Annotated in this window: 9 protein-coding genes and 2 pseudogenes; 7 read left to right on the top strand and 4 right to left on the bottom strand. The window is 65.8% G+C overall.

Translation table 11 applies throughout. The features are described 5' to 3' along the window. From AX685_RS20410 to AX685_RS20380, 7 genes and pseudogenes are all read left to right on the top strand, one after another. Positions 1-684 (top strand): annotated as a pseudogene (locus tag AX685_RS20410) (SLC13 family permease); the annotation flags it as partial. Beyond that, positions 684-2,024: an acyclic terpene utilization AtuA family protein gene (locus AX685_RS20405; protein WP_066492144.1), complete on the top strand. Its 1,341-nt coding sequence runs from the start codon at positions 684-686 to the stop codon at positions 2,022-2,024. The pseudogene AX685_RS20410 and the gene AX685_RS20405, both read left to right, overlap by 1 nt. Next, a complete protein-coding gene (locus tag AX685_RS20400; RefSeq protein WP_066492137.1) occupies positions 2,025-2,330 on the top strand; it encodes an AtuA-related protein in 306 nt (101 codons plus the stop codon). Between the two features lie 289 nt (positions 2,331-2,619). Beyond that, entirely contained in the window at positions 2,620-4,905 is a 2,286-nt protein-coding gene (locus AX685_RS20395) for a TonB-dependent receptor (protein WP_066492134.1), read from the top strand. Between the two features lie 23 nt (positions 4,906-4,928). Then, positions 4,929-5,219, top strand: a complete 291-nt coding sequence (locus AX685_RS20390) for a hypothetical protein (RefSeq protein ID WP_070321684.1) — start codon at positions 4,929-4,931, stop codon at positions 5,217-5,219. Positions 5,220-5,221: 2 nt separating this feature from the next. Next, complete coding sequence (locus tag AX685_RS20385) at positions 5,222-6,652, top strand: carboxylesterase/lipase family protein (RefSeq protein WP_082741118.1); 1,431 nt, start codon at positions 5,222-5,224, stop codon at positions 6,650-6,652. Between the two features lies 1 nt (position 6,653). Continuing rightward, complete coding sequence (locus AX685_RS20380; protein ID WP_082741117.1) at positions 6,654-9,023, top strand: glycoside hydrolase family 3 N-terminal domain-containing protein; 2,370 nt, start codon at positions 6,654-6,656, stop codon at positions 9,021-9,023. Positions 9,024-9,924: 901 nt separating this feature from the next. On the opposite strand, the pseudogene AX685_RS20375 reads toward AX685_RS20380, so the two are convergent. The 4 genes and pseudogenes from AX685_RS20375 to AX685_RS20360 all read right to left on the bottom strand — a co-directional run. Next, positions 9,925-10,184: pseudogene (locus AX685_RS20375) on the bottom strand (DksA/TraR family C4-type zinc finger protein). A gap of 163 nt (positions 10,185-10,347) precedes the next feature. After that, positions 10,348-11,121, bottom strand: a complete 774-nt coding sequence (locus AX685_RS20370) for an alpha/beta fold hydrolase (protein ID WP_066492125.1) — start codon at positions 11,119-11,121, stop codon at positions 10,348-10,350. A 190-nt stretch (positions 11,122-11,311) separates the two neighbouring features. Then, complete coding sequence (locus AX685_RS20365; protein ID WP_066492120.1) at positions 11,312-11,929, bottom strand: tyrosine-type recombinase/integrase; 618 nt, start codon at positions 11,927-11,929, stop codon at positions 11,312-11,314. Positions 11,930-12,119: 190 nt separating this feature from the next. Further along, on the bottom strand, positions 12,120-12,780 hold a 661-nt coding region (locus AX685_RS20360), incomplete at its 5' end, for an MFS transporter (protein WP_156445964.1).

Here is a 12,780-nt window from a genome sequence, read left to right as displayed (position 1 = left end):
GCGCCGGGGGCAGGTCATTCGCCGCGTGCACCGGTGATGGCCGAGGAATCGACCGATCTGCGCCGGCCACGGCTGATGTGGTTCAATGTCGTGCTGACCCTGGCGGTCGTAGCGACGATGGTGGCCGGGCTGGTCGAGCCGGTGGTCGTTTTCATGATCGGAACCGCGATCGCGCTGGTGGTCAACTATCCCGACGTCCGGCAGCAGCGTGAACGGATCGACGCGCATGCCCCCGCAGCCCTGCTGATGGCGGGCGTGCTGTTCGCCGCGGGGGCATTCACCGGGATCATGAACGGGTCCGGGATGATCCAGGCGATGGCGCAGACCGCCGCCGATCATGTGCCGGCGGCGCTCGGTGGGCAGCTGCCGCTGATCGTCGGCATGCTGGCGATGCCGCTCAGCCTGCTGTTCGATCCGGATTCCTTCTATTTCGGCGTCCTGCCGGTGCTCGCCGGGGTGGCGCAGCGGTTCGGCGACGCGCCGATCGCGGTCGCGCAGGCCGCGCTGCTGGGACAGATGACGACCGGCTTCCCGGTCAGCCCGTTGACGCCCGCGACCTTCCTGGTGGCGGGGCTCAGCGGCGTCGAGCTGGGCGCGCATCAGCGCTTCGCCATTCCCTGGCTGTTCGCGGCCAGCCTGACGATGGTCGCGGCAGCGGCGCTGATGGGGGTGTTGCCGATATGATGCGCGATCGCACCATCCGCCTCGGCGCTGGCGCGGGCTTCGCGGGCGATCGGATCGAGCCTGCGGTCGAGCTGGTAGAGCAGGGGGCGCTCGACTATCTGGTCTTCGAATGCCTCGCGGAGCGTACCATCGCCGCAGCGCAGCAGGCCCGCCAACGCGATCCCGAACAAGGCTTCGACCCGCTGCTGCTGGAGCGAATGCGCCGCGTGCTGCCGGCGGCTCGCTCGTGCGGCGTCAGGATCATCACCAATGCGGGCGCCGCCAACCCGATCGGCGCGGCACACGCCGTCGCGCGGCTGGCACGCGAGATGGGACTGGCACCGCTGCGCATCGCGGCCGTGACCGGCGACGACGTGCTGACCGCGATCGAGGAAACGCCGCTTCCGCTGATCGACCGCCCCGGTACGACCGCCGACATCCGGGGCAAGGTGTCGGCCAACGCCTATCTGGGCGCGGCGCCGATCGCGCAGGCGCTGGACCAGGGCGCCGACATCGTCCTTACGGGCCGGGTCGGCGATCCGGCGCTGTTCGTCGGGCCGATGGTGCACGAGTTCGGATGGTCGCTCGACGATGCGGTGCTGATGGGGCGCGGCACCGTCGTCGGACATCTGCTGGAGTGCGCCGGGCAGCTTACCGGGGGGTACTTCGCAGACATGTCGCGCAAGCGCGTGCCGGGGCTGGCCCGACTCGGCTTCCCCTTCGCGGATGTCGCGCCCAACGGGGATGCGGTGCTCGGCAAGGTTGCCGGGTCCGGCGGCGAGCTGTCGCTCGCGACGTGCAAGGAGCAGCTGCTCTACGAGATTCTCGATCCTGGCGCCTATCAGCAGGCGGATGTGGTGGCCGACCTGCGCGGCGTGCGCTTCGAGGAACTGGGCAAGGATCGCATCGCGGTGACCGGCGGTGGCGGATCGCCGCGCACCGGTACGTTGAAGGTTTCGATCGGCTATGATGATGGCTTCATCGGCGAGGGGCAGATTTCCTATGCCGGACCCGGCGCGGTGGAGCGCGGACGCCTGGCGATCGCGATCGTGCGCGAACGCCTCAAACTCCTTGGTGTCCGGCTGCAAGAGGTCCGATGCGACCTGATCGGCGTCGATGCGGTGGACCGCTCGGCCGCGGGCGACAGCGGCTCGGCACGAGAGGTGCGCGTGCGGATCGCGGGCCGCGCCGACCATCATGCCGCCGCGGCCACGGTCGGGGCGGAGGTGGAGGCGCTCTATACCAATGGTCCGTTCGGGGGCGGCGGGGTGACACGCCATGTCCGCCCGGTGCTGGCGATCGCCTCCACGCTGCTGCCCGCCACGGCGGTGACGCCGAGCATCCATCTGGTGGAGGCCTGAATGTTGCTGGGGGAGGTCGCGCATCTGCGCACCGGGGACAAGGGCGACATCTCGCAGGTGTCGGTGATCGCCTTCGACCCGGCGGACTTCGCGCTGCTGGAGCGTGACGTCACCGTGGAGCGCGTTCTGGCGCATCTGCCAGGCCTGAAGATCAGGTCCGCCACGCGTTACCAGCTGCCCGCGCTCGGTGCGCTCAATTTCGTGCTCACCGGGGCGTTGAGCGGGGGAGTGACGCGGTCGCTGGCGCTCGACGCGCATGGCAAGTCGCTGGGGGCGCAATTGCTCGACATGGTGATAGGCGACTGATCGTCGCCGCCCGGTTGGCGGGTGTACCTCAACCTTTCGAAGAGGCGGCCTCTCGCGGACTGGCCGCGCTAGTGGCGCGACGGCTAGCAAGCGTGCTGTCACCTGTTCATTCCCGCGACGTGGCGGCGCGCACCCGCTTTGCCCCAGTTGATCGCATACCGCCGCCATCGATAACGTTATTCGATCGATCCATTTCAAACTTGTATTTCTCTCATGAGGCCGGCGGGTGCATCGAAGGCTGCACGGGGGCGGCTAGTCCCCCGAGAGTTCGAACGGGGGGATGAGGATCATGAAGGCACTGGTTTTCGCGTGCGGGGTTTCCCTGGCGGCATTGGCCGCTCCTTCCGTCGCCGCGCAGGGCATCGGCCCGGCAGCCACCCTTCCCGAACAGAGCGTCCAGCAATCGGCCGAGCCGGTCACGCCGACCAATGTCGCCGAATCGAACAGTGCGACGCAGGCTGCGGACGGGGAGATCATCGTCACCGCGACGCGTAGCGAGACGCTGCTGTCGAAGACGCCAGTGGCGATCACCGCCATCACCGGCGACGCGCTGCTGTCCGCGGGCGTGACCAATCCGACGACGCTGGGCGAACAGGTGCCCAATCTGTCGATCGATCGTGGGAACGGCCTTCAGATCACCATCCGCGGCGTGACCAGCACCGACGGCACGGAGAAGGGCGATCCCTCCGCCGCCTTCCTGATCGACGGCGTGTATATCGCGCGCCCGCAGACGCAGGAGGTCAGCTTCTACGACATCTCGCGTGTCGAGGTGCTCCGCGGCCCGCAGGGCACGCTTTTCGGGCGCAACACGACCGCGGGCCTCATCAACGTCATCACCAACCATCCGGTGAACCGGTTCGAGGCGTCGATCGACGCCGCTTACGGCAATTACGACACCCGCCTGCTGACCGGCATGATCAACGTGCCCGTGAGCGACACGATCGCGGTTCGTGCTGCTTTCAACTACGACCGTCGCGACAGCTTTCTGAATGTCGGGCCGAACGTACGCAGCGATCTGAGCCCGTTCCGCGACAACGTGTCGGGGCGCCTGTCCGCGGCCTGGGATTCGGGTCCGGCGAAACTGCTGATCGTCGGCGATTATTCGCATGTCGGCGGTCAGACGGTCAACGGCCTGCTGACCACCAACTTCTTCCAGCAGTTCAATACGCCCAACGTCGCGCCGATCTATGCGCCGATAGCTGACAAGGACGCGCGGTTGACGGTCCAGGCGCCGGTAACGACGCCGATCGGGCGCGACAACGACATCTGGGGCGTGCTGGCCGACTTCAGTTACGATTTTGGCGGCGCGCGGCTCAACTATCTTGGCTCGTACCGCAAGTTCGCTCGGCACGAGGATCTGACGACGATTCCCGCCTCGGGCGCGGTCGTCTTCCCGTCGCGCGCCGATGCCGGGTACGAGCAGAACAGCCAGGAGTTGCGCCTGTCGACCGACATCGGCCCGTTGTCGGTCCAGGTCGGCGGCTATTACTTCCACGAAACAGGATTCCAATACTATTACATCTTCGGACTGCTTTCGCCAACACCGGGCACGGTGGGCTATACGTTCGGCTTCCCGCAGAATTACGTGCTGTCGGAATCGATTGCCGGGTTCGGCCAGGCCACGCTGAAGCTGTCCGATCGCCTGCGTATCACCGGCGGCGCGCGCTATTCGCATGACGAGAAGGCGCGCACCGGCGCAACCGTGATCTGCGCGACGACAGCGTGCAACGGTCCGGGCGACAGCCGCAGCCGCAACGATGCGCGTCGCACCTTCTCCAAGGTGACGTGGCGTGCGGGCGTCGATTTCGACGTCAACGACCGCAGCCTGCTCTATGCCGTCGTTTCGACCGGCTACAAGGCAGGCGGGTTCAATGACGGCTGCGAGGCCGGAACCGGTGCCGGGTGCACGCTGTCGGCGAGCGCGCTCTATTACGAGCCCGAGACGATTACTTCGTACGAGGCGGGGATCAAGACGCGGCTGGCCGGCAATGCCCTGCGCATCAACATGTCGGCATTCCATTATGACTTCTCGGGTATCCAGCTGAGCCAGCTATCGACGATCTGCGGCGGCCCGTGTCAGGTGACCACCAATGCCGGCCAGGCGAAGGTGGATGGCGTCGAGCTGGAGACGGTGGTCAATCCGGGGCCAAACACGCGCTTCGATGCGTCCGCTTCTTGGCTGAATGCGCGCTATACGCAGTTCTTCCCGACGCCGACGGTCAGCTTCGCCGGGCGCAAGCTGGACCGTTCGCCGGAATGGACCGTAACGGCGGGGGTGACGCAGACCTTCCCGCTGGGCAACGACGGCAATGTCCAGGTGGCGGCGCGAACGCGGCTGAGCGACAGCTACTATCTGGCCGCGCTGGGCACGCTCAACCAGTTTCGCCAGCCCAGCTTCACCCGCACCGACCTGACGCTAACCTACAACGCGCCGGACCAGCGCTGGTATCTGCAGGGCTTCGTGCGCAATGTGGAAAACAGCATCGTCGTCTCCACCGCGAGCTCGGGCGCCTTTGCCGGCGTGCAGATCCAGGATCCGCGCACCTATGGCGTTCGTACCGGGTTTCGGTTTTAAACATGCGTAGCGGGGCGCGGCGCATGACGGGCGAGGGGTTCGCCGCGCTGGCGGCCGTACCCGCCGCCGCACGGCACGCCCGGGCCGCGCCACCGCCGGTCATCGACCTTCACGGCCACGCGATGGAGGAACGGCACGGGCGTGGGGCGATGTGCCCCGATGCCTCGCGCTTCCGCCCTTCGGGTCCGATCGGCACGGTCCAAGACGCGGACGATCTTTCGCCCGCGGAAAGGCGCGACATCCTTTATAACGATGCGGTGCGTTTTCTGCGTCTGCCGGCGCGCGCGGACGCGGGAAATGCAGGAGGGGAATGACGATGAAGTTGGCCATGTTGATGGCGGCGACCGCCGCTCTGCTGCCCGCTGCGGTGTCGGCGCAGGTGGTGATGACCGAAAGCGGGAAGGTGTCCGGCACCACCGTCGACGGCGTGGCCAGCTGGAAGGGCATCCCCTTCGCAGCTCCGCCTGTAGGGGCGCTGCGCTGGCGCGCGCCGCAGCCGGCCGATCGCTGGAGCGGGGTGCGCCCGGCGACCGATTATGGCCACGATTGCATGCAGGTGCCGTTCCCCAGCGACGCCGCCCCGCTGGGCACGACCCCGGCGGAGGATTGCCTGGTCCTCAACGTCTGGAAATCCGCGAGCGCGCGTCGCGCGTTGCCGGTGATCGTCTGGATCTACGGCGGCGGATTCGTCAACGGCGGTGCGTCACCCCCCACCTATTCGGGCGGCAGTCTGGCGCGGCGGGGCGTGATGTTCGTCAGCTTCAACTATCGGCTGGGGCGGTTCGGCACCTTCGCGCATCCGCAGCTGACCGCGCAGGATCCCGACCACGGGCGGCTGGGCAATTACGGCTACATGGACCAGCTCGCCGCGTTGCAATGGGTGCAGCGAAACATCGCGGCGTTCGGCGGTGATCCGCACAACGTCACGCTGGTCGGCGAAAGCGCGGGCGGCATGTCGGTCAACACCATGGTGACGTCCCCACTCGCCCGCGCGCTGTTCACGCGCGCGATCGTAATGTCGGGCGGCAACGGACAGAACATGGGGACCGGCGGGATTGCCGGCGTCGAGAAGATCGGGCTGGACTTCGCCGCGAGCAAGGGCATCGCGCGTGACGACCCGGCGGCGCTGGAAAAGCTGCGCGCGCTCCCGGCGGATGCGGTCGCCGACGGGCTGAACCTCACCGCCTTGTTCGCGCCGAAGCCGGGGCCGCGTACCTTCGCCAGTCCGTTCGCTGACGGTACCGTCGCGATCGATGCCGCAGCGGCCTATCGTGAGGGACGCTTCCCCAAGGTGCCGATCATGATCGGCGCCACCGACAACGACATCGGTGGCCCGACCGGCTACATGGTCGGCGGCGCGCGCCAGGTCGCGGGCTCGATCAGCCAGGCCGGCGCGCCCGCCTATCACTATCGCTTCGCCTATGTCGCTGAGGGACTGGGCAAGACCGGGGCGGATCATGCGACGGACATTCCGTGGTTTTTCGATACCGCGGACGTCAAGTACGGCAGCGCGATCACGCCGCGCGATCGCGCGATGGCGCGCACGATAAGCGCCTATGTCGTCAACTTCGCGAAGATCGGAGATCCCAACGGCGCGGGCTTGCCGCGCTGGCCGCGCTACGACCGTCGCGTCGATGAGCTGATGGAGTTCACCGCGCAGGGCCGGGCGGTGCCGGGAAAAGACCCGCTGGGCGCGGCGATCGACGCAGCGCCTGCGCCGACCCGATCCGCTAATCAGGAGCGATAGCATGCGTAGATTGAAGTTCGTGGCCCTCGCCCTCGCCGGGGTGGCGGCGGTGTCGCTCGCCACCGGGCCGGGCGTTGCGCGCGAGGCGGTGAGCACGTCGCGACCGTGGCAGGACGCCTCGCTGTCGCCGGAGCAGCGTGCGCAGGCGCTGCTGCGTGCGATGACGCTGGAGGAGAAGGCCGGGCAGGTCTCGCAGCAGTTCATGTTCGGAGAGTTCGACCAGTTCGCGCCGGTGGTGCGCGACAGCAAGGTCGGCTCGCTGCTGTTCGTCACCGACCCCGCGGTCATCAACCGGCTGCAGAAGGTTGCCGTGGAGCAGACGCGGCTGAAGATCCCGCTGATCTTCGGCTATGACGTGATCCATGGGTTCCGAACCATCTTTCCGGTGCCGATCGGCAATGCGGCCAGCTTCGACCCGGCGTCGGTCGAGCGCGCGCAGGCGGTGGCGGCGGCCGAGGCGCGAGCGGTGGGAATCCACTGGGCCTTCTCACCGATGCTCGACATCGCGCGCGATCCGCGCTGGGGGCGCATCGTCGAGGGACCGGGCGAGGATCCGTTCCTCGGCGCGGCGATGGCGCGGGCGCAGGTAAGGGGCTTCCAAGGGCCGGCGATCGGCTCGCCAGGCCATATCATCGCCGGGCCGAAGCATTTCGCGGGCTATGCCACGGCCGAGGGCGGGCGCGACTATGACAGCGTCTACATCTCCGACACGCAGCTGTACAACGTCATCCTGCCGCCGTTCGCGGCGGCGGTGCAGGCGGGCGCGGGCAATGTCATGAGCGCCTATACGGATCTCAACGATGTGCCCGCGGTGGGCAACAAGTGGTTGCTGACCGACGTGTTGCGCGGGCAGATGGGCTTTACCGGCTGGGTCGTGTCCGACGCGAACGGCACCAAGAACCAGGTGATCCAGAACTTCGCGCGGGACGAGGCCGACGCCGCGGTGCGCAGCATCAGTGCCGGCAACGACATGGAGATGTCGCTCGGCGCCGCGGCCTCGGCCAAGACGCTCGCCGAGTCGGTCCGCGCGGGCAAGCTGGCCGCCGCGACGCTCGATCAGGCGGTGCTCCGCATCCTGACCGCCAAGTTCCGCATGGGGCTGTTCGAGCGGCCGTTCATCGACGAGGGTGCGGTCAAGGCGGTGCTGGCCGATCCCGCGCATCGCGACGTCGCGCAGGCCGCGGCCGAGCGCGCGCTGGTGCTGCTGAAGAACGAAGGAGGCGCGCTACCGCTGACGCCGGGCGCCGCCAAGCACGTGGCGGTGATCGGCGCGCTCGCCAATTCCAAGCGCGACATGCTGGGACCGTGGTCGTTTCAGTACGACCTGCCGGAGACGGTGACGGTTTTCGAGGGCGTGCGCGACCGACTCGGTACGACCGCCATGGTAGAGACCGCACCCGGCGTCCAGCTTAAGCGCGCCGTGCCGTCGATGTTCGAGAACATCACCATTCCCGGCGTCGCGAAGCCGGAACCGCGCTGGGACGCTGCGCGCGCCCGCACCGAATACGACCGCGCCATCGAACTGGCGCGCAGGTCCGACCTTGTCATTCTGACGCTCGGTGAAGCCGAGGACATGAGCGGGGAGGGTGCGTCGCGTGCCGACCTGAAGCTGCCGGGCAATCAGTTGAAGCTGTTCGACGCCATCACGGCGATGGGCAAGAAGGTGGTCGTGGTAACGATGAGCGGACGTCCGCTGGAGCTTGACCAGGTGCTCGCCCGCTCGCCCGCGATCCTGCACGCCTGGTACGGCGGCACGCGCGGCGGCACCGCGATTGCCCGCGCGCTGTTCGGCGACGTGAACCCCGGCGGCAAGCTGCCCGTTACCTGGCCGCGCAGCGTAGGGCAGGTGCCGATCTATTACGCGCATAACACCACCCACGGTCCCAAGGAGCAGGGCAAGCGCTACTGGGACATTCCCTCCACGCCGCAGTTCGAGTTTGGCTACGGCCTCAGCTACACCAGCTTCGCCATGACCCCCCCGGTGGTAGCGGGCGGGCAGTTGGCGCCCGGTGGCAAGATCACCGTGTCGACGCAGGTGACCAACACCGGTACGCGCGCGGGGGACGAGGTGGTGCAGCTGTACATCCACCAGCGCGCCGGGCGCGCCTCGCGCCCGGTCCGCGAGCTGAAGGGTTTCCAGCGGATCACGCTGCAACCGGGCGAACAGCGCCAGGTGTCGTTCGACCTGGACGAAGGGAGCGTGCAATATTGGAGCGCCGCCGAGCGCGGCTGGGTCATCGATCCGGGCACCTTCGACCTTTGGGTGGGGTCGAGTTCCGACACCAAGAACAGCGGCCAGTTCACCGTGAGCGGTGCTCCACGGGCGGGACGTGGCTTCGGACCGGCGGCGCCTGCGGCGGGCACTCCATGATCGAGGCCGGAGGGGCGGCGTCAAGGCAACCGTACTGAACGATCCGGAGGTGTTGCCGGTCGCCATTGGCCTGCTACTCAGCAGGCCAACGACGGCATTGTCGAAAACCGGCCAAGCCAGTTCGCAGCGCCGACAGCGTCGAGGCCGGTGCGCGAGCTGTGCCCCCCACGCCCGCCCGAGGAAGTCGCTTAGCTCGCGCTCGACGCCGGTGGCACTAAGCGCAACCGTGACGCTGTTGTTGACGCCGTCGAAGCGGTAACCGGTCGCGGTTATGCCAACCTCCGATTGGTGTGCGTTCGCGTCAATGCTGCCCTCAGCCGCTGGGAAGACGAGGTGTTTTGGACGATGATCCACCCTTGCGCCGTGCGCCGGAGGCAACCAGCACGAAATCCAAAGGGCAAAAGGTTTTGTCGCTGCCAGATCGTCCAGGATGGGCCGCCAACCCCGCCAACTGCTACCCAATCCATGGATAAGCAGCAGCGGCTTGCCACTGCCGCGCGTGATCTGATGCATTGAAATACTCCATTCGTTCGAGTCCGAACGCTTCAACCGCTGCTTCAGCTTAAAAAGCACTGCGATATCGGACCGCTGGGTTTCTCCGATCTGGGCGGGGGTTCGGTAGACAACCAATGTCCAATAGGCTGGACCGAGGGTTGGTGTCACAACCGTCCGGTTGTGACACCGCCACGCGAGTGGCTGTTTTCCGCTAGGTTCGCCGTGTCAAAAGCCCGCGACAGATTGTCTGCGTGAGGAATGACCGGTCATCCGGTGCATGTTCACCATCTGCCCTCGTTTCATACCTGCGAGATGAACAAACGTCCGCTTCCGGGAGGAGGAACAATGCCGCTGAACGACCGGAAATGGGTCTGTTGGACCGATGACAGCATCGAAACTCAAGCGATCAGCGTAGCTGACTATCCTTGCTGCCTCGTCGATTGAACGCTGCGGCCAGTGGCCGATCCCGGCCGCTCTGGCACGTCACGCAAGTACGCACTCCGGGTATCGCCTGGCGGCGACCCTCTGGAATATCGTCGCCAAAATCGCACAGAATGGCTCGCTTTCCCCGCTTGGGATACTAGCTCGCGCTGCCAGCACAGCGTCGGCCACTGTGTCGTCGATCTGGTCCTGGATTGCGCCATCGCGCGTCCAACCACCGGCCATCGGCTTCTCCTTCCGACATCATATGGGTAGCCGGGGTTCCGTTCCTATCGTGCAAGCGTGACAGACGTCCGCCTTTGAGCAGCCGGAAGCCGACTTTAGATTATTTATGCTCCCCTTCGGCTGCTTCGCGTTCTCGCGCCACCTCGTTACCGCGTTCAATATCTCATCGGGTTGCTTGAAGGATGACCGCCGTCGCCTCATTCGGCATGTCCCACATCGGAAAATGGCCGCTGTGGTCGAACCAGTGCAATGTGGCGGAGGGGAATGCCGCCATCGCGCGGCTCGCCTGACGGGGCAGGCACAGCCTGTCCTGCCGGCCCCAGCCAATGACAATGCGTTGCTCCGGGTCAGCCGCAGGCCCTTGCTGCTGCGGACCGTCGGCAAGATCACGTACCAGAGCATCGAACGTCAGTGTGTCGGCAATGCCGGTTAGTTCGGTCGCCACCAGTTCCGGCGACAGCGCTGCAGGCTTCGCGGATAACTGGGCCAGAAGGGCCATGCGTGCCGGGGCGCTGCGACTGATCGTCGGAAGTTGCGATCGCAGCATGCGCAGCAACTTTGCCGACAGGCCTATTGTCGTGCGGAAGAACGGTCGCTCCCAACCGCGCCAGAACCCACCCGGATCGAGCGCAACGACGTTACCGACTTTCCCTCGCCGCGCCAGCTCGAGCACAATCCGAGCACCCATTGAGCTGCCGACGACATCGACACCGACGAGGTCGTTTTCGACGAGGTAGCGTTCAACGCTGCCGACCAGCCCGGCAAAGGTGCCGCTGTCCGGTTCCGCCTTCGTCGCGCCGTGACCTGGAAGATCGATGGCGATGACCGATCGTTCCGTAGCAAGGCCATCCAGAATCGGTTGCCACGCACGCCAGCTGCTGCCGAGGCCATGGATGAGGAGCAGCTGCTTGCCGCCGCCGCGATTTATCTGATGCATGTGAAATCCCGTCCTGTTCGCACCACTCAACGATTGCGAACTTAGAACGGCCCCGGATCAACGGCCGTCTCGACAACGCATGTTGATTGGTTCGCAACAAAATGAGCCGGCCCCCAGAAACCGTCTGCCTGAACGAATGACAGGTTAGCGAAGCGCATAATTTGATCTGAGCGTCTGCAATTGGGTCTGCTCAGACCTCGGTTCGCTCAGCCAACTCCAGAGCGTCCTCAACATCCACGCCAAGGTATCGGACGGTGCTGTCGATCTTAGCATGGCCGAGAAGGATCTGAACGGCGCGAAGGTTACCGGTCGCTTTGTAGATAATGGACGCTTTCGTGCGCCGAAGCGAATGTGTTCCGTAATCCTGAGCGGGGAGACCGATTCCGACTACCCACTCGCGCACTAAACGGGCGTATTGCCGAGTGCTCATATGGGCCATGTAGTCGTTGCGGCTCGGGAACACGAAGTCGTTTATGCTGCCGCCCCGTCGCTCAAGCCATGCGCGCATTGTCTTTCGGGCCGTTTCCATCAGCTCGAACTGGACCGGTCGTTTGGTCTTCTGTTGTATCACGACGGCGCGATCACGAACACGCCCGCCGGAAACAACATCCCCAATTCGCACACCGACCACGTCACAGCCACGCAGTTTGCTATCAATGGCAAAGTCGAAAAGCGCGCGGTCGCGCAAGCGCCTGTGTTGATCGAGCCAGAATCGAATGGCCCAGACCTGCTGCTGTTTTAGCGCTCGTTTGGCACCGACCAGTCGCCCCTCATTCCAAGGCCGAAGTTCTTGAAAAGCAGGGTCCATCGAAGAGTGACCCACCGCCAATCTCCACACTATTCGTTCGCATAGACGAGAATGCCTCATCTGGGTAAATTGTGTGTGAAAAGATTAAATCCTCTACCCAGTAAGATACATGAACGAGCGGGCGGAAATGGGAGGGTAACAGGTTGCGGTACCGGACGCTTAAAGTGTTCAAGCCTTTGTTTCGAGCAGTTTAATGGTTGATCACGAGAGCAGGCATTGCTGGATAGCGGCCTAACGACAAAGCCGCCGGGCCGCCGATTAGAAACAGTCCTGCCGCGATCGCGAAGCTGGTGTCGAAGCTGCCGGCCATCTGGTGGACGTAAGCGAATGCCATTGGGCCGGTGCCGCCGGCAAGTGCGACGCCGGCGTAGAGGATGCCGTAGGTCTTGGCATAACCGCGCAGGCCGAAATAGCGGGCGGTGAGGAAGGCGAGCAGGTCGAGTTCGGCACCGGCCGCCATGCCGATCAGGACCGCGGCGAGGACTGCCAGTTCCAGCGTCGGCTGGCCCATCAGGATCAGGCAGCCGATCGCGGCCGGAGTCAGAATGATGGCGGCGACGCCAGGCGCCCAGAAGCGATCGACCAGCCAGCCGACGAGCAGCCGCCCAACGATCACCGACACGCCGAATGCGCTTGTGGCGAGTGCTGCGGATTGGGCTGCGATGCCCTTGTCGGTCAGTGCCGGGATGAGGTTAGGGATGATGCCGGCGATGCCGAGATACATCGCCAGGATCGACCCCAGCAGCACCCAGAAGCGATAGGTGCCGATCGCCTGGCGCGTCGTCATCCCGTCGAGGGGCGCCGCGGGGGCGTTGTTCCGCACGGCGCGGTCGGCGGGACGGAAGAACAGG

The organism is Sphingomonas sp. CCH9-F2 (assembly GCF_001556735.1).
GTDB classification, from domain to species: domain Bacteria; phylum Pseudomonadota; class Alphaproteobacteria; order Sphingomonadales; family Sphingomonadaceae; genus Sphingomonas; species Sphingomonas ginsenosidimutans.
The sequence above is the reverse complement of the archived record's forward strand: the minus strand, read 5'-3'. Positions and strand labels throughout refer to the sequence as shown.